Genomic DNA, 25,035 nt, shown 5'->3' with positions numbered 1-25,035 from the left:
TACTATGTTAAAAGCAGTTTTAACAACGTTAATTATGATTTGCTTGGCTTGCTACCCTATTATTGTGTACGTAGGCCTTACGCGTTTTAATAGTCAGATTATTACAGTATTACTGCTATTTTTACTCGGGCTTAGACTTTGGTTAAGCAGAACCTTGTTTGATAAAATGCCGTGGTTAAAGCCCGCTACATTTTTAGCAGCCATTACTATTTTGATTTCCAAGGTAATGGAAAGCGACTTAGGGCTGCGTTTGTATCCCGTAATCATTAATTTAGTTATGTTAGTTGTGTTTGCGTATTCATTGTATAAAGGGCCTTCTATTATTGAAACCTTTGCGCGCATTACTGAGCCCTCACTTGATGAAAATGGTGTAATTTATACAAAAAAAGTAACGCTAGTGTGGTGTGTGTTTTTTGTATTAAACGGTGGTATTGCCTTGTACACCAGTATTTTCAGTAGCCTAGAAACTTGGGCTTTTTATAATGGTTTTATTGCTTACTTAGGCATGGGCGCATTGTTTGCGATAGAGTGGCTAGTAAGACAAAAAGTAAAAAGGAACGCCGGTGTTTAATGCTTTTCAAAGCAATGCGTTAAGAGCATGTTTTAATCATAACGACAATAATATTTTAGAGTATCAGTTTGTTAGTGATATAAACCAAGTTTTAGCAAAGCTATCAACGTTAAATACTAAATCATCGGTTGTTTTATACACCACAGACACCTATGAATTTGCCGTGTACCTATTTGCTTTAGCATTACATGGTAACGCAGTGATTTTGCCGTCGAATGGGCAACCTGCAACGTTAAACTCCTTACTTAAACAAACGCCTTTTTTTATTGGTGAATCTGAATTAGTAGCCGATGTAGAGGCAGATTTTTTAGATGTAGGTACGTTAGACAATCAACCTCATTTCGTATCTCTTGAAATAATTAAATGGCCTCAGGAAGGTACAATTGTTTTTTACACGTCGGGCTCGTCGGGTAAAGCAAAGCCAATTGTAAAAACGTGGCAGGTAATAAATAAAGAATTAAATACATTAATAAACAGCTACGCACTGGTTGATAATCCTATTTTTATAGCGAGCGTTTCGCATCAGCATATATACGGCTTATTGTTTAGATTATTGTGGCCATTACGCGCAGAAAAGGTTGTAAATACAGAACTACTGCATTACCCAGAACATGTAGCTACAAAGCTTAAGTTATTTAAAAAAGTAGTGTTTGTTTCAAGCCCTGCGCAGTTAAAACGGTTATGTATTGATAATGTTTTAGTGGATAATAAGTCTAATTTACAATGGATTTTTTCATCAGGTGGACCGCTACTAAACGAAGATGCTGTATCATTGTTTACGCAATTGAATAAACCAGTCACACAAGTTTTTGGTAGTACCGAAACAGGTGGTATTGCATATCGACAAGTTACTTCACTTGAAAAGGTTAGCCTTTGGCAGCCATTCTTGGGTATTAAAGTAAGGGCCTTGGACGATCAGCGTTTAATTTTAAACTCACCGCTCGTTCGTGACAAAAATTACCCTCTAGATGATAGAGGTGAAGTGCTTAAAAATGGTCAATTTAGATTATTAGGTCGATTCGATCGAATTATAAAATTAGAAGAAAAGCGATTAAGTTTAGACGAGCTAGAACAGCATTTGTGTACTAGTGAGTGGGTAAGTGAAGCTAAAGTAATTGCCTTGCCTGGTGAGCGATTAATAGTAGGCGCTATTATTGTGCTTACGCATAAAGGGCAGATATTTTTTAATGATGACGGTAAGTTAGCTACAAATAATGCATTAAAAGCGCATGCATTAGCGCGTTTTGAGCGAATTTGTATCCCTAAAAAGTGGCGTTTTGTAGAACAATTACCATACAACTCACAGGCAAAGTTAAACTTAAAAGCGTTGGAGAGTCTTTTTGCAAAAGTTGATTAAAACACAGCCTGATTTATTGTTTTGCGATAAAGTAGAGCAAAAGTGTAAATTAAGCTTACTAGTTCCTCATGATTTAGATTATTTCAAAGGACATTTTACGGATGGCCCAATACTCGCAGGTGTTGTGCAGTTAGACTGGGCTGTGGCTGCAATTTGTAAATATTATAATGTTCAGCTACCTGTTAAGAATGTTGAAGTATTAAAGTTTCAGATAGTGATCACCCCAGGTATAACAGTTGAATTATTGCTTGAGCAAAAAGCAGAGAATAAATATACCTTTTCGTATAATTCAAACAAAGGACAGCATGCATCTGGCCGTGTTGTTTTTGATAGCCTAATAAATGAATAACTTTTGCATTGTTATCCCAAATTATAATCACATTACGGTTATTGATGATGTACTGAGCCAATTATCGTCATTTAATCTTCCTATTATTATGGTTGATGACGCAAGCAACGCCGAAGCTAAAAATGTGTTCAGTAAGCTTGATGCAAAACACGCGCAGTTGAGTGTAGTTACCCACGACGATAATCAAGGTAAAGGCGGCGCGGTACAAACAGGCTTAAAGCAGGCACATAAGCTAGGTTTTTCACATGCGATACAGGTTGATGCAGATGGTCAGCATGACTTATCTGATATTAAAAAACTAATAGCGCTTTCAAACGCTCAGCCTAAAGCGCTTATAAGCGGTTGCCCAATATATGATGACTCAGTGCCTAAACACCGTTATTTAGCACGTTACTTAACGCATGTGTGGGTATGGATTGAAACGTTAAGTTTTACAATTGTAGATTCAATGTGTGGCTTTAGAGTGTATCCACTTGAGCAAAGTACAAAGCTAATTGATGAGGTGTCGCTTGGAAAACGCATGGATTTTGACCCCGAAATTTTAGTGCGTTTATATTGGCGCAATGTGCCTTTTGTATTTTTACCTAGCCAAGTAATTTACCCCGAAAATGGGCTTTCTCATTTTCAACCATTGCACGATAATGCGCGTATTTCCTGGTTACACACTCGCTTGTTTTTTGGCATGTTGATTCGCTCACCTGTGTTAATTTTTCATAAATTAAAGAGGCGTTATGGCCGCTAAACATTGGTCTAAAATGCAAGAACGCGGTAATTTCATAGGTATTCAAATACTGTTATTTTCCCATAAATTACTGGGTAGAAAAGGGCTGTGGATTGTTTTGTTTCCTGTGGTTTTTTATCTTTTTTTAACAGGAAAAGTAGCGCGTGTAGCATCTAAAGCGTTTTTAGCGCAGGTTAATGTTTACCAAGGCAGTAAACAACCTGTTACGTTTAAAATGCAATTAACGCACTTTTGCAGTTTTGCAGATAGCGCATTAGATAAAATTGATGCTTGGCTTGGGCGAATAACCCAACGTGATATTAAATACACTAATGAGCATTTATTTGCTGAGCTAGATGAGCAAAATCAAGGGGCTATTTTTATAGGTTCCCACTTGGGTAATTTAGAGGTGTGCAGGGCACTTAGCCAGCACCGCAGCAGTAAAAAAATAAATGTACTGGTGTTTACCCATCACGCTGTTGAATTTAATAAAATGCTTAAAAAGATTAACCCAGATGTGTCGGTTAATTTAATACAAGTGACTGATATGGGGCCTGACTTAGCTATTTTACTAAAAGAAAAAGTAGAGCAGGGAGAAGTAATCGTTATTGTTGGCGACAGAACAAGCACAACAACGGCTTCTCGGTCGGTACAGGTACCATTTTTAGGCAAAAATGCCCCATTTTCACAGGGGCCTTTTATATTAGCCGCGCTGCTTGATTGCCCTGTTTACTTTTTGTTTTGTTTAAAAGATAAAAAAAGCAAAAAGTATCAAGTGATATTTGAACATTACAGCCAATCATTAAAAATGCCTCGACGAGAGCGACAGCAGGCGCTAACACTTATTATTACTGACTATGCACAGCGTTTGAGTTATTACGCAGCTTTATATCCTTATCAGTGGTTTAATTTTTACGATTTTTGGAAAAGTGATCAGCAGGTAGTGCGCGATCAATCAATGGAGAACAAGTGTGACTGAACAAAATATACAGCTTTTTGGCAATCAGCGATTATCAATTGAAGATATTGTTCGAGTTGCCTTTAATGAAACACAAGTGCAATTAAATAGCTGTGAAACTTTTAGCGTTAAAATTAATAGCGCTTTGCATTTTTTAGACACACTTTTAAAAGAAGATGGCGTAATTTACGGCGTTACTACTGGTTACGGTGATTCTGTAACGGTGGCTGTACCCCTTGATTTAGTTGATGAATTACCTCTGCATTTAACACGCTTTCACGGCTGTGGACTCGGGGATGTATTTAATAAAGTGCAAGGGCGTGCAATTTTAGCGACCCGCTTAACATCACTTTCACAGGGCTACTCTGGTATTAGCTGGGAAATGCTGCACCTACTTAAAGATTACTTAAATAACGATATAGTGCCTGTGATCCCACAAGAAGGGTCAGTAGGTGCCAGTGGCGATTTAACACCGTTATCTTACGTTGCAGGTGCGATGGTAGGCGAGCGTGATGTGTTTTACAAAGACCAAGTACGTAACAGTGCAGAAGTTATGAAAGAAGTTGGCTTAGAGCCACTCACTCTAAGGCCAAAAGAAGGTCTTGCCGTTATGAATGGCACAGCGGTAATGACTGCATTAGCGTGTTTAGCGTTTGATAGGGCTAATTACTTAGCTAAACTGGCGAGCCGTATTACTGCATTATCAAGTTTAGCGCTTAAAGGAAATAGCCATCATTTTGATGAGATATTATTTTCAGTTAAGCCACACCCTGGGCAGCAACAAATTGCACGTTGGATAAGAGAAGATTTAAACCATCACGATCACCCTCGTAATGCCGACAGACTTCAAGATAGGTATTCAATCCGTTGTGCACCCCATGTTATTGGTGTGCTGCAAGACAGTCTGCCGTTTTTTAGGCATATGATAGAAAACGAGCTTAACTCAGCAAACGATAACCCGATTATTGACGGTCAAGGTGAGCATGTATTACACGGTGGGCATTTTTACGGAGGCCACATTGCAATGGCAATGGATAGCATGAAAACAGCCGTTGCAAACCTTGCTGATTTAGCAGACAGACAAATCGCTTCTTTGGTTGATACTAAGTACAACAATGGGCTACCTTCAAACTTGTCTGATAGTGCACCAGAGCGCCGTTATATTAATCATGGTTTTAAAGCGGTTCAAATTGGCTGTAGTGCTTACACAGCAGAGGCATTAAAACTAACCATGCCGGCCAGCGTTTTTTCTCGCTCTACGGAGTGTCATAATCAAGATAAAGTGAGTATGGGGACTATTGCGTCTCGCGATTGTTTACGTATTTTACAGCTAACAGAACAAGTGTTAGCAAGTACGTTATTAGCCAGCATTCAAGGTGTTAGATTACGTATTAAGCAAGGCGATCTTGAGTTTTCGACTTTAACGCAAGATATGCAAAACATGTATACCGATATAACTGATTACTTTGAAAACCTCATTGAGGATAGACCAATGGAAGCCGTGCTAAGGCAAACAATAGGGTATATTCAAACTAAACGTTGGGCGTTGTATGAATAGTAAAGGTGCATTATTAACGCATGTGGTAGAAATTGAAATTCCATTTCATGACTGCGACCCGATGAATGTTGTATGGCATGGTAATTACCCACGTTATTTAGAAGTAGCGCGCTGCGAGTTACTGCGGTTATTTGATTATGATTACCCACAAATGCATGAATCGGGCTACGCGTGGCCAATCGTTGATATGCAAATAAAGTATGTCGCCTCAGCGGTATTTACTCAAAAAATCAAAGTAGCGGCTTATTTAAAAGAATACGAGAACCGACTACGGATTGATTACGTAATTACTGACTCGCTAACTAATAAGCGCCTTACTAAAGCCTCAACCACGCAAGTTGCGGTTGAGGTTAGCTCTAAAGAAATGCAATTTGAATCACCCGCTATTTTATTTAATAAGTTAAAAGCGGTTTTGAATTAAATTTTTATTTTATAGGCGATTAAATGAATTTTTTAAAATGTTTTACATTGAGCATAGCCATTAGCTTTTTACTGTTTTGCACAGTAGTAAATGCAGCAGCTATTAAAGGTGAGTTTAAGCAATATAAGCAATTTAATGGATTTGCTAAGCCTTTTATTTCGTCGGGTGTTTTTTCGTTAATTGACGAAAAGCTCATTTGGCAAGTGAAAATGCCTGTTGAGAGTATGCTCATAATAGAAAACGGCAAAGTGCTTGCACAAAATGCCAATGGTGAGTTAATACCACAACCCGGTAGCGAGCAATTTGTAGGATTACTGAGTGACTTACTTAGCGTAAATATGAGTGCGCTGGAAACACGTTTTGACATTGCTAAAATGCAAGGCAGTTGCACACAGTTAACACCAAAAGAAGCGATGCTACAGCAATTATTTAGTGATTTTATTTTATGTGAAACTGCTAAGCAAGTGAACAGTATTACACTAAATGAGCACTCAGGAAATAACACTAAAATTGAGTTTACTTATTCCAAATAAAATTATGTTTTTAAATAATGCAGTGCTTAATTAAGGGAATAGTGCAGTGACAAAACGAATTACCGTTATTGTAGGGTGGTTTAGCAGTTTAATTTTACTTTTTGCTGCAGCTTTTTGGCTGTCTAAACCAACATTTAGCGCTGATATGCTTAGCTTATTGCCAAAATCGCATTCCCAAATTGCACATGCGGAAGATGTTTTTTTTCAGCAAAATGCTAATCGTATTATGTTCTCGTTTGCAGGAAGTAATAAAAATAAAGCATTTGATGATTTCCAAAAATGGCTCGACGATAATTCAATTAAAAGCACATTTAACTTTCCGTCCGTTAACGATTTAGCGCAAACATTCTCACCTTTCAAACATGCGTTATTAAGTGATACTTACAAGCAAACATTAAGCAAAAAAACAACGTTTGAACATTATTACCTTGAGCAATTAAATCAGTTAGGCAACCCATTTGTAAGTGCTACCTTAAGCAAAGATACAAGTTTGAGCTTAGCGGCATTTATAGAAGATAACTTAAAACAAAGCCAATTGTTTACGCTTGAACAAGGTCGTTTAACTCGACGTTTAAAAGGCGTTGAATACCGTGTCATTTTGGCAAACTTAGCGCCCGAAAATTTAGGGGTTAATAAATCAATTGATTTAGCTGGCGCGATAATTAAACAGATCAATATACTTAATAAAACCTACCCTGATTTAAGCATTACTTACTCTGGTGTGCTATTTCATACGGCTGAAAATGCTAAACAAGCTAAATACGAGATGAGCCTGTTTGGTGGCATTAGCTTATTAGCCCTTATTGCTATGGTATTTTGGGTGTTTAGGCGTTTAAACAGTATTTTATTAGCAAGCTTTACCGTACTGAGCGCACTTATTGGTGGCGCTATCGCTATGGTGTTGCTGTTTAATACTATTCATTTATTAACGCTTGTTTTTGCAGTTACCTTAATTGGTATTGCCATTGATTATGCATTCCATGGTATGACTGACTTAGCCAAAAAAGAGCATGAAAAAGGCTACAGCAAAGGGACACAATCTGCGCTTTTGCTGTCTCTTATTACGACTACGCTGGGTTATTGCTGCTTACTAGGTGCACCACTAACGTTATTATCTCAAGTTGGTGTGTTTGTTATTGCGGGTTTAGTGAGTGCTTGGCTATTTACAGTTTTAGTTTTGCCATTGTGGCAATCTACACTCACGTTATCGCCTTCGAGTTTATTGATGAGTCAAAAGCTCATTAAGGTTTTTTTATACTGCAATAGTTTAAAAAAACCAATACTCATTACATTATTAGCCCTTATAAGTGCGTTATTTTTAATAAAACCCATTAGCTTTAATGATGATGTAAAGCTATTAAATGCAAGCTCCGAACATTTAATGCTAAACGAAAAAAAGCATTTGTTATTACTTGGGCAATGGGACACCCAAATTGTTTTTATGTTTGCAGATAGCGACGAAGCGCTTTTACAAAAACAAGAACAATTTTTAAAACGCTTAACCCAACTAAACCCTAATTTTAAACATAACAGCATTAGCCATTGGTTGCCTAGTTTACAAAAGCAGAGGGATAACCAAGCCTTGTTTGAACAGGCAAAAAACAAAGGGACTTTGAATATTGCTGAGCGCGTTACAGGGCAAGTGCTAGCAAGTACAAAAGCGCCCTTATTAACTTATGAAACACTCGCCACGAGTACATTTAAACCATTACTGCTTTCTCAAATGGTTGTTGAGTCAGAACAATCGATAACGTGGGTGTCTATTTCGGGTATTTCATCTGATCAACTAATTAATGAGGTTGAAAAAAACAATGGAATTTACCTTTATAATAAACCTAAACAAATTAGTGCTTTATTAAGTGATTACCGTGAATATTTACTATTAAGCCTAGTGCTTGCGGGTTTTATTAGTTGGCTGCTTTTTAGTTGGCGATTTACGATTAAAATAGCGCTGCTGCAGGTGACCATTTTATCTGTTGTGGTGTTGATCATGCTTTGGGTATGTAATGCGATTCAAGGTAGCTTGTCGTTATTTAATTTACTCGGTGCGTTACTTGTTATTGCCTTAGCAATTGATTACCTCGTTTTTTATCAAATAAATAAGTTAGAGCCCAAAAATGTGTTAGCGATTAGCTTATCGGCTGCGTCATCAATGTGGGTATTTGGCATGTTGAGTGCTTCTGATACACCCGCTATTTTTAGCTTTGGGCTGAGTGTAATGGTAGGGATTTTAGCTATTTACTTTTTATCACCGCTGAGTGTTTTAAAGCCTCAAAAGGAACAATAATTTGAATAACCTTGAGCAGTACGATGTTGTTGTTATTGGCGCTGGGCCTTCTGGTGCATTGGCTAGTAGTCTTTTAGTTCAAAAGGGATGGCGGGTACTGGTACTTGAACAGCAGGCGTTTCCACGTTTTTCAATTGGTGAAAGCTTACTGCCGCAATGTATGGCGTACTTAGAAGACGCGGGCTTAATCGATACACTACATAACAATGCAGCGGCTTTAGGTTTTCAGTTTAAAGATGGCGCTGCTTTTCATCGGGCAGGGCAAAATACAACTATAAACTTCACTGAAAAATTTACTAAAGGCCCAGGCACTACGTATCAAGTGAAAAGAGCCGACTTTGACAAATTATTAGCAGACAAAGCACAAGGACAAGGCGTAGAAATCAGATATAAGCACACGGTGGTTGACTACTGTGATGAGCCAAATGGTGCATCATTAGTGGTACACAATGAGCAGCAGCAAGCTTACCGCGTTAATGCCCGATTTGTATTGGACGCAAGTGGCTTTGGGCGTGTATTACCAAAATTGTTAGATTTAGAGCTTCCTTCTAACTTTCCTGTTCGAAGCGCTTATTTTAGTCACTTTAAAGACAATATTAGTGATACAAGCTTCGATCGAAATAAAATTTTGATTACCGTACACCCTCAATATTCAGACGTGTGGTATTGGCTTATTCCCTTTAGTGATGGTACTGCGAGTATTGGGGTTGTGGCGCAGTCAGAGCGTTTTAATGATGATGAATCTAGCGATTTACTAAATCAATTTATAGAGCAAGACCCTTATTTAAAAACACTGTTAGCACAGCGTGAGTTATTAACTCCAGCAAAAAATATAAAAGGCTACTCGGCAAATGTGAGTAAGTTATATGGTAAGCACTTTGCTTTATTGGGTAATGCGGGGGAATTTTTAGACCCGGTATTTTCATCAGGTGTAACAATCGCACTCAAATCTGCAAATTTAATTGCCCCACTTGTTGATCGCTATTTAAAAAACGAAGTCGTCGATTTTGACGCTCACTACGCACAGCCATTACAAGCTGGAGTCGATTGTTTTAGAACATTTGTAACAGGGTGGTACGATACGCGTTTTCAGGATGTGATATTTTACTCTGAACAAAATACCCAAGTACGAGAAATGATCAGTGCTATTTTAGCGGGTTACGCATGGGATACGAATAACCCATTTGTTGCACAAAGTGAACGCCGTTTAAATGTGTTGGCTCAGTTATGTCAAAATTAATTAAGTATGCGGTGTGTAGTGTATTTATATTTGCTGTATTGAGCGCATGTACGAGTTTTACAGCATCTAAAAATAAAGTGTATCTATCACCTAATATTCAATTAAATATTAATAGTGTACCAGCACAAATGTTTAATAAGTCTTGGCAGCAAGTTTTGTATATTACTAGTCAGCAAAACACACACACTGTATTTGCCCAATTAGCTATAAATGACAAAGGTGCAATTAAGTTATTGTTAATGACAGTGCAAGGCTTTCCGATTATGGAGCTTGAAAAACCTTTAAATGGCCCAGTAAAAACACGAAATATGCTGGCGGTAGAAGGGATAGACCCTCATTATATTTTGGCGGATATTGCATTAGTACATTGGCCAGTAGCATTTTTACAAAAGCAGCTAGAGGGTGCTTTAATAGAGCAGGTTGGCTCTAATCGGGAGGTATTTAACGATGATGGTACATTTATCACCATTGACTATAGTGATGAGTCGACAACGTTGAACAATATTTTACATCAGTATCAAATAACATTTAAAAAGGTAGAACAGTGACATATTGGCTGAATGATTTAGGCATTGTGAGTGCGATGGGCATAGGCCAAGATGCAACCATAACAAGCTTAAATAAATATAACCCTGCAACTCCTTTATTAACTTTAAATAAAAATTTAAGTGCTGAGAAAACACCGCTGTATGTCGGGCAAGTTCAGTCTATTGCTTTATCAAATAATAAACGTATCAATACATTTATTGATTTAGCTTTAGAGCAGATTAAGCCCACCTTAGATAAACTTTCGCATATTGATAAGTCGCGTATCGCAATTGTAATGGGTACTAGTACATCAGGTATTCATGATGGCGAAAGAGCGCGTAAAAGCTATGAAAGTACAAAACTTTGGCCCGGTGACTTTAGTTACAGTGATCAAGAGCTAGCAACACCCGCTCATTATATTGCACATAAAATAGGGGCGCTAGGCCCTTGTTACAGTATTTCTACTGCATGCACGTCGAGCGCTAAAGCGTTAATTAGCGCTCGAGCTTTGCTAAATGCTGATTTAGCCGATGTGGTAATTTGTGGTGGTGCAGATAGTTTGTGCCAATTAACAATTAATGGCTTTGATTCGCTCGCTTCTTTAAGCTCGGGTCTATGCCAGCCTTTTTCTAGCACCAGAGACGGCATTAATATTGGTGAAGGGGCCGCTTTATTTGTAATGACTAAAAATACGCCAATAACAAATAACGGCGTTATGTTACTAGGCAGTGGCGAAAGCTCAGATGCGCATCATATGTCAGCCCCCGATCCTAATGGGATGGGCGCCCAAGCTTCTATGGAAAAAGCACTAAAAAGCGCAAAGTTATCCTGTGGTGATATTGATTATATTAACGCTCACGGTACGGCTACTGAAAAAAATGACGAGATGGAAGCACTTGCAATTAATCGCGTGTTTGGCAACAATACCCCGCTTAGCTCAAGTAAGCATTTAACAGGGCATACTCTTGGTGCTGCAGGCGCCATTGAAGCCGGTATATGTTGGTTATTATTAAAAGACAGCGGTCAACATATGCTGCCGTATAACGTGATTAAAGAAGGCAGTGATTTGGCTGATATAAAAATAATAAAACAAGCGTTTAAGCCCGCTCTTAAATATTGCTTATCTAATTCTTTTGCGTTTGGCGGTAATAATGCCAGCTTAATATTGGGAGTTAACGTTGACTAATTACCCTATAGAGCTAGTAGTCCCGCATGATGCGCCTATGATTTTAATAGATAGCCTTTTAACACACAGCGAAGATGAAGCTCAATGCGGCGTTACTATAACTGAGCAAAGCCCTTTTTTTAGTCCTGCAATTAATGGCGTACCTAGCTATATTGGTGTTGAGTACATGGCGCAGTCTATTGCCGCTTACGCTGGTGCGTTAGCGAATGATGAAAATAAACCTGTAAAAATTGGTTTTTTAATTGGCACGCGAAAATATCAAACTTATCAACCGTGTTTTAAAAACGGCAGTAAGCTGACTATTGAAGTGAAAAAACTATATCAAGAAGAGTCAGGTTTAAGTGTATTTGAATGTCAAATACTCGCGTGTGAAACTCTACTTTGCCAAGCAAAAATTAATGTATTTCAGCCTGAAAACCCGTTGGAATTTATAAGAGAAAATCAATGACAAAAAGAATTTTAGTTACAGGTTCAAGCCGTGGTATTGGTAAAGCTATTGCGTTAAAACTTGCTGAGCAAGGGTTTGATATTGCTGTGCATTGCAGAGCCGGTGTTGAGCAAGCTCAAGTAACATGCGATGAGATTAATGCATTAGGTAGAGCTACCAGTTTATTACAATTTGATGTATGCGACAGAGAGCAAGCCAAAGCACAAATAATAGAAGATATAGCTAAGCATGGCGCTTATTATGGCGTGGTGTGTAATGCAGGTATTACTAACGATATGGCATTTCCTGCTATGCAAGGGGAAGACTGGGATTGTGTAATACGTACAGGCCTTGATGGGTTTTATAATGTAGTACACCCAACTGTAATGCCTATGGTACAAAGCCGTAAAGGTGGGCGAATAGTTACAATGTCATCGGTATCAGGTATTGCAGGTAACCGAGGGCAAGTAAATTATAGTGCAGCAAAAGCCGGTATTATTGGAGCTACAAAAGCACTTGCATTAGAATTGGCAAAACGCAAAATCACAGTTAATTGTGTGGCACCTGGTTTAATAGAAACCGCGATGACTGATGAATTACCTATTGATGAAATGATGAAAATGATCCCCCTTAAACGCATGGGGAGCGTTAAAGAAGTTGCGGGAACAGTTGCTTTTTTAATGTCTGATGATGCAGCTTACATAACACGCCAAGTGATTTCGGTTAATGGTGGTATGGTTTGATTAAACGCGTTGTTGTAACAGGGATGTCGGTGGTCACTGCATTGGGCGATGATTGGTCTGAATTCAAACAAGCCTTAATTAAAGGCGAAAATGCGGTTGTTACTATGCCAGAGTGGGATATAGCTAACGAACTCAATACCCGTTTAGCCGCGCCAGTTAAACACTTTGAGCGACCAAGTCATTACAAACGAAAACAAATCCGTTCAATGGGGCGAGTGTCACTTATGTCAACTCGTGCTACTGAATGCGCACTTGAACAAGCCAAACTACTAGAGCACGAAAGTCTAACTGATGGCTCTACGGGCATAGCGTATGGCTCATCTACGGGCTCTACTGAGCCACTACTCGCCTTTGCAAATATGATGGAAACGGGGTCGATGTCAGGTGTAACTGCCACGAGTTACATTAAAATGATGGCGCATACTGCCCCTGTAAATGTTGGTGTGTTTTTTGGTTTAAAAGGGCGTGTCATAACAACAAGCTCTGCTTGTACATCGGGATCTCAAGGAATAGGCTTCGCCTATGAAGCGATTAAGTTTGGCCGACAAAAAATAATGGTGGCTGGTGGAGCGGAGGAATTATGCATCACAGAGGCTGCAGTATTTGATACGCTTTATGCAACATCTACAAAAAATGACACACCAAAACAAACACCTCGTCCCTTTGATGTAAATCGTGATGGCTTAGTGATAGGCGAAGGCGCGGGTACACTTATTTTAGAAGAATACGAACATGCAAAAGCGCGCGGAGCAACAATACTAGCAGAGGTGGTTGGCTTTGGTTGCAATTCTGACGGTGAACATGTTACTCAACCCACATCAAAAACAATGCAACTAGCGATAGAAATGGCACTGCAAGATGCCAATCTAAAACCAGAAGAAATTGGTTACGTAAATGCGCATGGTACATCAACAGATAAAGGTGATATTGCCGAATCTCATGCAACGTTTAACGCACTTGGCAATAAACCTATTAGCTCGTTAAAAAGTTATTTGGGACATACTTTAGGTGCTTGTGGTGCAATAGAAGCTTGGGCAAGCATTAATATGATGGCTGATAACTGGTTTGCACCAACAATTAATTTAGACAACGTTGATGACGAATGTGCTCTGCTTGATTACATAACACACCAAGGGCGTGAGATTAATACCGATTACGTAATGAGTAATAATTTTGCGTTTGGTGGTATTAACACCTCTTTAATATTTAAACGCTATAAAGCAGATTAAACGCGTTAAAGTAGAAGTAATGACTAACTGTTGACTCGTTTTTACTGTATAATTTGCGACCCTTGATAATGTGGCCGTAGGTTATACAGCATGAATTTTAAATCTTTTAGTTTCGCTCCTGAAATCATCCAGGCGTTGGACGAACTTAACTATCACACTCTTACGCCCATTCAGCGCGCAGCAATCCCTGCTGTTCGTAAAGGTAAAGACGTTTTAGCCAGTGCACAAACTGGTACCGGCAAAACTGCCGCGTTTGCTTTACCTATCATCCAAAAATTGGTTGAGTCTGAACTCAGCACAACGAATGCACCTCATGCGTTAGTACTTGCTCCAACGCGTGAACTTGCAGAACAAATTGCAAATAATTTTAGAGATTTTGCAAAGCACACATCACTTAAAGTCGTTAGTTTATTTGGTGGTGTTAGTACCGCCGGCCAAGCAAACGCTTTAAAAGAAGGTGTTGATATTGTTGTTGCAACACCAGGTCGTTTATTTGATCATATTCGCTTAGGTAACTTGAGCCTTGCAAGTGTTAAGCACCTTGTTCTTGATGAAGCCGACCGTATGCTTGATATGGGCTTTATTGAAGACATGCAAAACGTGATTAAAAGCTGTGCAGAAGAGCGCCAGATTTTACTTTTCTCTGCTACTTTCCCTGCAGCAATTAAACAATTTGCATCTAAAGTATTAAAACAAGCTGAAATAGTGCGTGTTGATCAAACTAACAGTACAGCAAGTACTGTTGAGCATGTTGTTTACCCTGTTGAAGAACGTCGTAAGCAAGAACTACTTTCTGAATTGATTGGTAAGAAAAACTGGCAACAAGTGCTTGTCTTCGTAAACATGAAAGAAACAGCTGACGAGCTTGTTAAAGAGCTTAACCTTGATGGTATTCCGGCGGGCGTTTGCCACGGTGACAAATCTCAAGGTAACCGTCGTCGTGCTCTACGAGAATTTAAAGAAGGCAAAGTACGTGTATTAGTAGCTACAGAAGTGGCTGCTCGCGGTATTGATATTGATGGTTTACCTCGTGTAATTAACATTGATTTACCTTGGCTTGCAGAAGATTACGTTCACCGTATTGGCCGTACAGGTCGTGCTGGTCGCCAAGGTCAAGCAATCTCATTTGTTAGCCGCGAAGAAGAAAACACTTTGTTTGAAATTGAAACGTTAATCGGTCAAAAAATCAAACGTGTATATTTAGAAGGTTACGAAGTAAGTAACCGTGAAGTACTAATTGATAAAATTGGTAAAAAACCAGCGCATTTACGCCGTACACGTTCTAACAAGTTATCAGGACAAGCAACCGGTGAAGCGAGAGCAGTAAATCGCTCACGTATTTCAAGCGTTCGTAAAAGCTTAAAAGGCGAAAAACTGTCACTTAAAAAGTCATAGTTAACGCCGTTTAGTTTAAAAAACCTGAGTTTACTCAGGTTTTTTTGTGCCTGGTGATAACACCTCATCAATAATATTTGCGTATAAATAAGCCGCTTGCTCGTCCTCTTTATTTGCTATTATGGACAAACCAACCGGTAAACCACTTACTTTTCCGACAGGCAGAGTTATGTGCGTTGTGCCTGCAATAGCAGATAACGAACTACTACTGCCATTAAAATTATCACCATTAACTAAGTCTGTTTTCCAGGCGGGTGATACTGTAGGCGCTATAACAATATCAAGCTTGTTGTTTTTATATACATTAACAATGGCTGTCGTTGCTAAAGTGCGATAGCGTTCTTTAGTCTCTTGGTATTTTTGTTTGTTTGTTAAATCAATAGCCTGCGATTGAGCTAGGATATCTTGCTCAAAGTGGGGCATTTCTGTATTTTTATTTTGAATATTAAAATTAATAAGTGCTTTTAGGCTTTTAACAGCTACTTGTGCGGGAGTGCTTGCGAGGTAGTGATTAATTTCGGCTTTAAAGTCGTAAAGTAAAATATAGTATTCATCAACAAATAGCGTATCTAAGTTATCAGTAATATCTACATTAATAACAGTGTGCCCAGCCTGTTTTAATGCTTGTAACTGCTTGGCATAAAGGCGCTGCGTTTCAATTGTAAATTTATCGCTAGGTAGCGCACCGATAATAAGTGACGATTTTGATTTTAGATTACCTGCTTTTAATTCAAACCCTGTAGTTGTTGCATCAAGGGAGTCCTCACCTTGCAAAACTGATAAAACCAGCAGTGCATCTTTAAGTGAATGCGCCATCGGCCCTACTGAATCTTGGCTACTTGAAAGAGGTATAACGCCTGAGCGTGATACTTGGCCCATACTCGGTTTTATTGCATAAACTCCATTTACTGAGGCAGGGCACGTAATTGAACCGTCTGTTTCAGTCCCTAATGCTATGGGCGCAAAGTTAAGTGCGACTGCCACAGCAGAGCCTGCACTAGAACCACATGGATTACGTGTTACATCGTGCGCATTATGTGTTTGTCCGCCTACGGCACTCCAGCCTGACGATGAATAGGATGAACGAAAATTTGCCCATTCACTTAAATTAGCTTTGCCTAAAATTATAGCGCCCGCATTACGTAGTTGTTTAACAACAAAAGCATCATTATCAGTAACGTTATTTTTAAGTGCTAAAGAGCCAGCCGTTGTGGGAAGTGTGCCCTTCGTTTCTATATTATCTTTAAGAAGTACAGGTATTCCGTGTAATGGACCTGCCCAAGTGCCTTTGGCGGCAAGTTCATCTAACGTTTTAGCTTGAGCAATAGCTGTAGGCTCTAAACTAATAACTGCATTGTATTGTGGGTTAAGTTTATTAATTCGGTCTATATAATTTTGGGTGAGTTGCTGTGCATTAATAGAATTATTTTTATATGCACTGTGGATTTCATCGATGGTTTTTAGCTCTTGTGCTTTAGCGTTAAAAATTGCTAATACACTAAGCAACGAAAAGGTAAATGTTTTGATCATTGTTGAGGTGCTTGAGTTGTTATTATTTTCTATATATTTAGCACAAAAAAACCTCACAAAGTGAGGCTTTTCGATAAACAGCTTAAAAAAGAGGTTTAAGCGTTTTCTAACATAGACAGTGCGACTGCTTCAGCTGCTTTAATACCATCAATACCCGCTGATAAAATACCGCCAGCGTAACCTGCGCCTTCACCTGCAGGGTAAAGCCCTTTGGTGTTAATACTTTGGAATGTTTTATCACGTTTAATACTAATAGGCGACGAAGTACGTGTTTCAACACCGGTTAATAAACCGTCGTTAGTTGAAAAGCCACGAATTTGTTTATTAAACGCTGGTATCGCTTCGCGAAGGGCATCAATTGCAAATTGTGGTAACACTTTACTCAAGTCAGTTAACTTAATACCAGGTGTGTAAGAGGGCTGTACTTCGCCTAAGTCTGCAGATGATTTACCTTTTAAGAAATCTCCAATTAACTGTGCTGGTGCATCGTAGTTGCTACCACCAAGCTCATACGCTTGCTCTTCAAGTTTGCGTTGTAAGTCTATTCCAGCAAGTGGATTACCAGGGAAATCTTGCTCTGGTGATATACCTACCACAATAGCGCTGTTAGCGTTGCGTTCACTTCGTGAATATTGACTCATACCATTGGTAACAACACGGCCCTCTTCAGAGGTTGCAGCGACTACTGTGCCACCTGGGCACATACAAAAGCTGTAAACTGTACGGCCATTGTCACAGTGATGAACAAGTTTATAATCGGCAGAGCCTAAAATTGGGTTTCCTGCATTTGTGCCAAAACGACATTCATCGATCATTGATTGTTTATGTTCGATTCTAAAACCGACTGAGAATGGCTTTGCTTCAACATAAATCCCTTTTTTGTGGATCATATCAAACGTGTCACGTGCGCTATGGCCAACGGCTAATACAACATGTCGAGTGTTTAGTTGCTCGCCATTTGAAAGCGTTAAACCTGTTACTTGCCCGTCGTCTAAATGAATATCGTCAACACGTGTGCTAAAGCGAATTTCGCCGCCAAGCTCTATTATACGAGCGCGCATTTTTTCAATCATGGTGACAAGTTTAAACGTACCAATGTGTGGCTTACTTACGTATAAAATTTCATCGGGTGCGCCTGCTTCTACAAATTCAGTAATGACTTTTCGGCCATAATGCTTTGGATCTTTTACTTGGCTGTATAACTTACCGTCTGAGAATGTACCTGCGCCACCTTCACCAAATTGTACATTTGATTCTGTATTAAGTGTGCGTTTACGCCAAAAGCCAAACGTGTCTTTTGTACGTTCACGTACTTCTTTACCGCGCTCTAATATAATGGGTTTAAAGCCCATTTGAGCAAGTAATAAGCCCGCAAATAAACCACAAGGACCAAAACCAATCACGACAGGGCGCTCTTTGATATTATTGTTAGCTTGGGCTACAAATTTATAACTTGTGTCTGGTGCTACTTTTACATGTTGGTCTTTTTCAAATGCTGCGAGTAGCTCGGCTTCGTTATCAACTTCTATATCGAGTGTATAAATAAGTAAAATAGCTGATTTTTTACGTGCATCATAACCACGTTTAAACACATTAAAACTGTGCAATTGTTCAGGTTGGATTTTTAGTTTATTTACAATTGCTTGACCAATTGCGTCTTCGTCATGATCAAGTGGCAGCTTTATTTCGGTTAAACGTATCATTTATATCTCTTTTAGGTGTCATAGCGGGGTATTATTACCGCTCACAATAAGGGGATGCAGGGCACAACGAGTGTGCAAACATTAGGCGCGCATTTTACGTTAAAATAGCCTGATATGGCACTTATTTATTGTATTTTTGGAGTAGATGAGTATGATCCACAACTGTTGTTCAAAATCTTAGGTATTAAAATAGTATGGCGTTTGTTGTCACCGAAAATTGTATAAAATGTAAGTACACCGATTGCGTATCAGTGTGCCCAGCAGATGCATTTTTTGAAGGCCCTAATTTTTTAGCAATTAGCCCGATTGATTGTATCGATTGTGGCTTATGTGTCCCTGAGTGTTCAGCTGATGCGATATACCAAGAAGATGAGCTACCAGAGTCTCAAAAAGAGTTTACTGAATTAAATGCTGAACTTGCACTGGTCTGGCCGCGCATTACAGAGGTTAAACCTGCTCCAGAGGACGCTGATGTATGGAATGGCATAGACGATAAGCTTAAACTACTCGAAACGTAATATATAACAATTAGTTACTCCTTTATCATTAAATAGTTAATTTTTCATTTCAAAGTATTAACAAATGTACCTGGATAAATTACAATCCTCAGCTTAAGTTGCTCCTTATGAGTAATTACAGTCTAAATGGATGTTTATGCAGTACTTTATAACTATAATAAAAAAGTTTATCTTCCTATTTTTAAGTTTTGTTTTATTACTTTCAAGCCTTGATGTAGCGGCTAGTAAACAGCAAGTATCCTTGTCCCGTATTGATTCAAATATCACCGTTGATGGTGTTATGGATGAAGCGCACTGGCAAAATGCAACACGTATATCTTTACTCTACCAAGATGAGCCTAACGAAAAAGGCACACCCCCTGTAAAAACTGATGCCTTTATTTACGAAGATGGCACTAACTTATATGTTGGTTTTATTGCTGAGGATCCTAACCCTGAGCAAATTCGTGCATCACTTCGTGACCGCGATACGCTATGGGAAGACGACGTAGTTATTCTTGTTATTGATACATTTAATGATGAACGCAGTGGTTATGAATTCCATGTTAACCCGCTGGGCGCGCAAGGCGATATACGAATGACCGACACCGATGGGTGGAGTTCTGATACCTCATGGAATGCTATTTGGGATAGCGCAGGACAAATTAACGACAAAGGTTATGTTGTTGAAATGCGTATTCCTTTTAAAGCACTGCGTTTTCCTGAAAATAAAAATGAGCTAACGTGGGGTTTTTCTGTAATGAGAAACTACCAACGTGATGTGCTATATCAGCTATCAAATATGGGGTTTGATAGAAATGTGAAATGCAGCCTTTGCCAGTTTGATAAGTTAGTTGGATTTAGTGACATTGAATCAAGTAAAAATATCCAATTAACACCTACATTAACCACACTGCGTAACGATAATAAATCTGCGTTGCCAGGTGATTGGGATAAGGGTGATATAGATACTGAAGTGGGTTTAGATTTACGCTGGGGTTTAACAAAAGATGCTGTTTTAAACGCGACAATTAATCCTGATTTTTCGCAAGTAGAAACTGACTCTTTAGAGCTTGATGTAAATACAACCTTCTCAATTTATTACGCTGAAAAACGTCCTTTCTTTTTAGATGGTGCTTCTTACTTTAAAAGTAGCTTATTTGAGCTTTTATACACACGTACAATTGCAGAGCCTACTTTAGGTGCAAAGCTGACGGGTAAAACGGGCGATCATAGTTATGCGCTAATGCTAGCTGATGACGACAATAGTAATATTTTACTGCCAACGAATCAGGGCTCTGGCTTTGCAAGCTTAAACAAAAAAACGAATGCAGCCGCAGGGCGTTATCAATATGACTTAGGTCAGCAAGGTACTATCGGTATTTCAAGCACGCACAGAGAAAGTGATGACTATCACAACACTGTATTATCAGTGGATGGTAGCTACTGGTTTAATCAATCGGATACTCTTTTGTATCAAGTGTCATCTGCTGATACTCGTAACTCTGAATTTTTAATTCAAAACTATAACTTATCTGAAACTCAATCGGATGAAGCTTATGCTCTAGAATTTACCCGCGATAAGCGTGATTACAAATTATTTTCATCTTATGAAAATATTGGGCAGGACTACCGCACTGATTTAGGTTATCAAGCTAAAGTCGATTATGAAAAAGTAGGCTTTGGTGGCGGACAAACATGGTACAGAGATGAGTCTGATTTACTTACCTCATGGTCATACGAAGCTGACTGGGATAAAACGTGGGCGCAAAATGGCGACTTACTTGAAGAAGAATACGAAGGCTTTTTGAGTTTTAAAGGCCAAAAACAATCTATTTTTGAAATTGGTTTAGTACACCGTTATGAAAATTATAATGACAATTTTTATAATCAAAATATTGGTTACATTTATACGGGCTTTAAACCCACTAAAGATTTAAAGTTATCATTATATGTTGAATACGCTAGCCGCATTGATTATGCAAATGAGCAATTAGGCGATGCGTTTGACACCCAAACCCAAATGGTGTGGGACATTAACGACCATTGGCAGCTCGATGTAAAACATAACTACAGCCAATTAGATAACCCACAAGGGGAGCGTGTATTTACAGCTAACTTAGTTGATTTTAGGCTTCATTATAAATTTAGTATGCGTTCAATTCTTAAGCTTATTTTACAATTTGAAGATATTGATAGAGACGAAAATGCCTACTTTTATCAAGTTAGCCAAATTAACAAAGACTATGGTAGTCAGCTTGTTTACTCATATAAAATTAATGCGCAAACACTGTTTTATTTGGGTTACTCAGATAGAGGTTACCAAGATGATTCACTTAAAAATATTGAGCGGGATCAACGTACCTTATTTACAAAAGTTAGCTATGCCTGGCAGCTTTAAATATTAAAAAAAGGAATAAATATGAAAACTTTAAAAATAACAGTTGCAGCAGCAATGGTTGCTACCTTGGCGGGTTGTGCGGCCAAGCAAGACATTACTCGCTTTGAAACAAACAAACCTAAAACAGTGTGTATTGCTGAACATAAGGCTGTTAAAGAGGGTGTTATTGATGCGATGAAAAAAGGTTTTGCAAAGCATGAGGTAGAAACTCGAGTAATTTCAGCCAATTACGTATTGAAACACCAAGACTATCAGACTGAGTTATCTGGTTCAGATACTACTGGTTGTAATGCCGTGGCTTACTATGTAGCAAATTGGCGTTGGGATTTAGCACTATATATGGCATACGCAAATATATGGGTGAAAGATGTTGAAACAAATGAAAAAATAGCACAAGCATCTTATCGCACGGGTGGTGGGTTGGATAAATTTATAAATGCGGAAGAAAAAATTATAGAGCTTATTGACGGTATGTATTAAATTTTAAACAATAAAAACGTTTTTGTTTATTTTTATTAATCCCACCTATAGTATATATCAAGATATAGTTAATCAATCCGTTATTGTTACTTTAATGGCTTAGGGTTATATCAATGCTTGCGTAGTACTAAATGCAAGCGATATAATCCGTTTTTGGTAATAGGTTTAAGGGAGAAGTAAGGTAAATGGATTTTTTTTATGAGTAAACTTAAGCCGCTTGGTTTTATTTTCCTAATCATAATTCTATTTTGTTTCTGCATAAATATAGAGTTAACTAATCAGATTAACCGTATAAACCTATTTCAGACTAATATTGATATACGAAGTTTCGAGATCACGAATACCTCCCTTGATATGGCTCCTTGGTATAATCCCATTTTAAATGGCCATTATATAATTAAGCAGCCAACAGCTGATTTTTTACTTATTAAAACCACTGATACCCAATTTGTAGCCGCTGATTCTAATAAGTTAATCATGATGACGCTCGCATCACCCATGAACTTTTTATTTTTATGTATATTGATATTTGGCTCAGGTATCTACTTACGTAGAGAACGTAGAAAACGTCATTATAAAAATCAAATCGCGGAACTCAACCGCCAAGCCAATAGCTTACTTACTGCATTTAATTTACAAGTTAAACCGGCAGAGAACCCATTAGGTGTAAGCAGCTTAAGTCAATCTATAAATAGCTTAAATTCACACGTAGTTAATTATGTAAAACAAACTCAAACAAGTATTTGTCAAGATAAACTGACGCTGTTAATTGACCGCCATGCATATATTGAACACATAGACAGACAAATAAATCATGCTAATCAGGAAGATCTCAAGTGTGCGCTTCTATTTATCGACTTGGATGGCTTTAAACAAGTAAATGATTCGTTTGGCCACAGTTTTGGTGATGAAATATTAGTTCAAGTGGCCAGTCGACTTGCAAATGTTTTACGTCACCATAAGTTAAGTAATATTAATAGCGCTAATCAATTAGAGCAAAACTTATCAAGATTAGGTGGAGATGAATTCTCAATATTTATAGAACTACTTGATGATAGCGACAGAGTTGTTGACATAGCGAAGCACGTGCTAAGTGAGCTTGAAAAAGACTTTGTGCTTGGCAATAAAATAGTAAAAATTAGTGCCAGTATTGGTATCGCGGCTTACCCAGAAAGTGCGTCAACCCCACAAGCACTTTTACAATTAGCTGATGTTGCTATGTACAGAGCTAAGAGCGATGGTAAAGGAATATTTAAAGTTTACTCGCCAGAAATGGGTAACAAAATGCGCCGTTATCATTATTTACTCGAAGAATTGCGTTTAGCGCTCGCGTGTAAAGATTTTTACTTGTCTTTTCAGCCAATTGTGCATGTTGAAGATTGTATGATTGATTATTTTGAAGCGCTTACACGCTGGGACCACCCTGTTGAGGGTATGATCCCACCTTCAGAATTTATTCCAATAGCAGAAGAGTCGAATTTAATATTAGAGCTTGGCGATTGGATTATGCTTGAATCCTGTCGGCAAATGGCCGCATGGCATAATGCAGGTATGCGCAAAGTAAAAATATCAGTTAACGTTTCGGGCATTCAGTTAAAGCACCGTGATATTTATGATTGGATAATGAAGAAGCTAAAAAAAACCGGCTTACCGGCGACATCTTTAATGCTAGAAATTACCGAATCAACATTTATTCAAGCCAGTCCTAGAATAATCAAAGAGCTAAGTAGGTTAAGAGAAGAAGGCATCACTATTGCAATTGATGACTTTGGTACAGGTTTTAGCTCGTTGAGTACATTAGCGGATTTACCAATTGATGTTATTAAAATTGATCGCTCGTTCATAGCTCAAGCCAATAAAAGCCAAAAATATAACGATATATTAAATACAATTAGTGAGCTTGGACAAAAGCTGGGCCTTAAAATTGTAGCTGAAGGCGTTGAAGAAATAGGGCAGTTTGAGCTTGTTAAAAAAATGGGGGTGAGTTCAGTTCAGGGGTATTTAGTAAGCCGCCCTGAGTCATCAGTTAATGTAGGCAATAAAGTATTACGTAATAACACCAGCAATCTTTCTGCATCGGGTACAAGTGCGTGGGATATTGTTAGTTAGTTAGTTAGTTAGTTAGTTAGTTAGTTAGTTAGTTAGTTAGTTATTTTACAAATAAAAATGCCACTCTAAATAGAGTGGCATTTTTTGTTTAATCAGTAATTAATGTATTAAAGATCAAATGTGCGTGAAACAGCAAGTACAATACGCTCATCAGCATAATCGTAATCTAAGCTAGTGTTTTCAGCAGCCACTTCAATACCAAAACCTTCGTAGCTTGTTTGATAAGCTAGGCGGTAGTGCTTGTACGATTTTTTCTGGTTTGTATCCCAAGCCCACTTTTCACCATCAAGTGAGTTTGAAATATCAAAACTTGCACGTAGTGCGTGATTAGGAGCCAGCTCATAAGTGTGAGCAACCATTGAAATTACATGACCCGCACCTGTTCCAAAGTAATCCCAGCTATACCAAAAGTTAAGCTCAGTTTGGCCGTATTCACTTGCATAACCAAACTTAGTGTAAGCTTCGGCGTAGTTACCATCGCTGTTATTACCTTGATAAGTGTAATAAGCGATACCGTAATCAACGCTAAATTGCTCATCAAGTTGTACATATTTACCTAAGTAAGCATCTAGCTCAAAATCAGTGTCGTCACCAAAATCTACGTTTGAGGCCCAAACACCAGCGTAAACACCATTATCAAAGGCATAATCTAAGCTGCCTTGAATTGCAGGGTCGCTATCGGTCTGTGTTACACCATTAAAAGTGTAGTCAGACGCTGCAGTGATTGTTGTTGACCAATCAGCTGCTGCAGTTGTTGATAAAAGTGCAAATGGTAGTGCTACTACAAGTTGTTTTAGTTTGTTATTCATTAT

General features: G+C 38.4%; 23 protein-coding genes. 20 read left to right on the top strand and 3 right to left on the bottom strand.

The annotated features are described in order from the left end of the window. Nucleotides 1-4 precede the first annotated feature (4 nt). The 16 genes from I6E69_RS14090 (at nucleotide 5) to I6E69_RS14015 (ending at nucleotide 15,503) form a co-directional block, all read left to right on the top strand. On the top strand, nucleotides 5-571 hold the full coding sequence (locus I6E69_RS14090) for a hypothetical protein (RefSeq protein ID WP_197121484.1): 567 nt from the start codon (nucleotides 5-7) through the stop codon (nucleotides 569-571). Next, nucleotides 564-1,928 (top strand): AMP-binding protein, encoded by a 1,365-nt coding sequence (locus I6E69_RS14085; RefSeq protein ID WP_197121483.1) that lies wholly within the window; start codon nucleotides 564-566, stop codon nucleotides 1,926-1,928. The genes I6E69_RS14090 and I6E69_RS14085 overlap by 8 nt, the downstream gene beginning before the upstream one ends. After that, nucleotides 1,912-2,277, top strand: coding sequence for a thioester dehydrase (locus I6E69_RS14080; RefSeq protein ID WP_197121482.1), 366 nt, complete (start codon nucleotides 1,912-1,914; stop codon nucleotides 2,275-2,277). Before I6E69_RS14085 ends, I6E69_RS14080 begins: the two co-directional genes overlap by 17 nt. Then, nucleotides 2,270-3,019 (top strand): glycosyltransferase family 2 protein, encoded by a 750-nt coding sequence (locus I6E69_RS14075; protein ID WP_197121481.1) that lies wholly within the window; start codon nucleotides 2,270-2,272, stop codon nucleotides 3,017-3,019. The genes I6E69_RS14080 and I6E69_RS14075 overlap by 8 nt, the downstream gene beginning before the upstream one ends. Continuing rightward, nucleotides 3,009-3,977, top strand: coding sequence for an acyltransferase (locus I6E69_RS14070; RefSeq protein WP_197121480.1), 969 nt, complete (start codon nucleotides 3,009-3,011; stop codon nucleotides 3,975-3,977). The genes I6E69_RS14075 and I6E69_RS14070 overlap by 11 nt, the downstream gene beginning before the upstream one ends. Next, nucleotides 3,970-5,514 (top strand): histidine ammonia-lyase, encoded by a 1,545-nt coding sequence (hutH, locus tag I6E69_RS14065; RefSeq protein ID WP_197121479.1) that lies wholly within the window; start codon nucleotides 3,970-3,972, stop codon nucleotides 5,512-5,514. The genes I6E69_RS14070 and hutH overlap by 8 nt, the downstream gene beginning before the upstream one ends. Continuing rightward, complete coding sequence (locus tag I6E69_RS14060; RefSeq protein ID WP_007580812.1) at nucleotides 5,507-5,935, top strand: thioesterase family protein; 429 nt, start codon at nucleotides 5,507-5,509, stop codon at nucleotides 5,933-5,935. Before hutH ends, I6E69_RS14060 begins: the two co-directional genes overlap by 8 nt. Before the next feature lie 23 nt (nucleotides 5,936-5,958). Continuing rightward, nucleotides 5,959-6,468: an outer membrane lipoprotein carrier protein LolA gene (locus I6E69_RS14055; RefSeq protein ID WP_197121478.1), complete on the top strand. Its 510-nt coding sequence runs from the start codon at nucleotides 5,959-5,961 to the stop codon at nucleotides 6,466-6,468. 46 nt (nucleotides 6,469-6,514) lie between these two features. Then, the gene (locus I6E69_RS14050; RefSeq protein WP_197121477.1) at nucleotides 6,515-8,755 is read left to right on the top strand and encodes an MMPL family transporter; all 2,241 of its coding nucleotides are present in this window, start codon (nucleotides 6,515-6,517) and stop codon (nucleotides 8,753-8,755) included. 1 nt (nucleotide 8,756) lies between these two features. Next, nucleotides 8,757-9,995, top strand: a complete 1,239-nt coding sequence (locus tag I6E69_RS14045) for an NAD(P)/FAD-dependent oxidoreductase (protein ID WP_182671191.1) — start codon at nucleotides 8,757-8,759, stop codon at nucleotides 9,993-9,995. Then, entirely contained in the window at nucleotides 9,983-10,543 is a 561-nt protein-coding gene (locus tag I6E69_RS14040) for a DUF3261 domain-containing protein (protein WP_197121476.1), read from the top strand. The genes I6E69_RS14045 and I6E69_RS14040 overlap by 13 nt, the downstream gene beginning before the upstream one ends. Next, nucleotides 10,540-11,709, top strand: coding sequence for a beta-ketoacyl-ACP synthase (locus tag I6E69_RS14035; protein WP_197121475.1), 1,170 nt, complete (start codon nucleotides 10,540-10,542; stop codon nucleotides 11,707-11,709). The genes I6E69_RS14040 and I6E69_RS14035 overlap by 4 nt, the downstream gene beginning before the upstream one ends. Then, entirely contained in the window at nucleotides 11,702-12,157 is a 456-nt protein-coding gene (locus tag I6E69_RS14030) for a hotdog family protein (RefSeq protein ID WP_197121474.1), read from the top strand. The genes I6E69_RS14035 and I6E69_RS14030 overlap by 8 nt, the downstream gene beginning before the upstream one ends. After that, the gene (gene fabG, locus I6E69_RS14025) at nucleotides 12,154-12,879 is read left to right on the top strand and encodes a 3-oxoacyl-ACP reductase FabG (RefSeq protein ID WP_197121473.1); all 726 of its coding nucleotides are present in this window, start codon (nucleotides 12,154-12,156) and stop codon (nucleotides 12,877-12,879) included. Before I6E69_RS14030 ends, fabG begins: the two co-directional genes overlap by 4 nt. Next, nucleotides 12,879-14,108: a beta-ketoacyl-ACP synthase gene (locus tag I6E69_RS14020; RefSeq protein WP_197121499.1), complete on the top strand. Its 1,230-nt coding sequence runs from the start codon at nucleotides 12,879-12,881 to the stop codon at nucleotides 14,106-14,108. The genes fabG and I6E69_RS14020 overlap by 1 nt, the downstream gene beginning before the upstream one ends. A 90-nt stretch (nucleotides 14,109-14,198) precedes the next feature. Continuing rightward, complete coding sequence (locus I6E69_RS14015; protein ID WP_002958629.1) at nucleotides 14,199-15,503, top strand: DEAD/DEAH box helicase; 1,305 nt, start codon at nucleotides 14,199-14,201, stop codon at nucleotides 15,501-15,503. Nucleotides 15,504-15,533: 30 nt separating this feature from the next. On the opposite strand, the gene I6E69_RS14010 is transcribed toward I6E69_RS14015, so the two are convergent. After that, on the bottom strand, nucleotides 15,534-17,033 hold the full coding sequence (locus tag I6E69_RS14010) for an amidase family protein (protein WP_197121472.1): 1,500 nt from the start codon (nucleotides 17,031-17,033) through the stop codon (nucleotides 15,534-15,536). 95 nt (nucleotides 17,034-17,128) lie between these two features. Further along, nucleotides 17,129-18,736 (bottom strand): NAD(P)/FAD-dependent oxidoreductase, encoded by a 1,608-nt coding sequence (locus I6E69_RS14005; RefSeq protein WP_002958627.1) that lies wholly within the window; start codon nucleotides 18,734-18,736, stop codon nucleotides 17,129-17,131. A 194-nt stretch (nucleotides 18,737-18,930) separates the two neighbouring features. Between I6E69_RS14005 and fdxA the strand changes: the two genes are divergently transcribed. From fdxA to I6E69_RS13985, 4 genes are all read left to right on the top strand, one after another. Next, entirely contained in the window at nucleotides 18,931-19,254 is a 324-nt protein-coding gene (fdxA, locus tag I6E69_RS14000; RefSeq protein ID WP_002958626.1) for a ferredoxin FdxA, read from the top strand. A 136-nt stretch (nucleotides 19,255-19,390) separates the two neighbouring features. Further along, complete coding sequence (locus I6E69_RS13995) at nucleotides 19,391-21,634, top strand: carbohydrate binding family 9 domain-containing protein (RefSeq protein WP_197121471.1); 2,244 nt, start codon at nucleotides 19,391-19,393, stop codon at nucleotides 21,632-21,634. A gap of 21 nt (nucleotides 21,635-21,655) precedes the next feature. Further along, nucleotides 21,656-22,114 (top strand): Sbal_3080 family lipoprotein, encoded by a 459-nt coding sequence (locus I6E69_RS13990; RefSeq protein WP_182673702.1) that lies wholly within the window; start codon nucleotides 21,656-21,658, stop codon nucleotides 22,112-22,114. 198 nt (nucleotides 22,115-22,312) lie between these two features. Continuing rightward, nucleotides 22,313-24,223: a bifunctional diguanylate cyclase/phosphodiesterase gene (locus I6E69_RS13985; RefSeq protein WP_197121470.1), complete on the top strand. Its 1,911-nt coding sequence runs from the start codon at nucleotides 22,313-22,315 to the stop codon at nucleotides 24,221-24,223. Between the two features lie 107 nt (nucleotides 24,224-24,330). Here the strand turns inward: I6E69_RS13985 and I6E69_RS13980 are convergent, their stop codons facing one another. Continuing rightward, nucleotides 24,331-25,032, bottom strand: a complete 702-nt coding sequence (locus I6E69_RS13980) for a TorF family putative porin (protein ID WP_138490427.1) — start codon at nucleotides 25,030-25,032, stop codon at nucleotides 24,331-24,333. Nucleotides 25,033-25,035: the final 3 nt, after the last annotated feature.

This window comes from Pseudoalteromonas sp. NZS100 (genome assembly GCF_015864815.1).
Classification (GTDB): domain Bacteria; phylum Pseudomonadota; class Gammaproteobacteria; order Enterobacterales; family Alteromonadaceae; genus Pseudoalteromonas; species Pseudoalteromonas distincta.
This window is presented reverse-complemented; position numbering and strand designations above follow the sequence as displayed.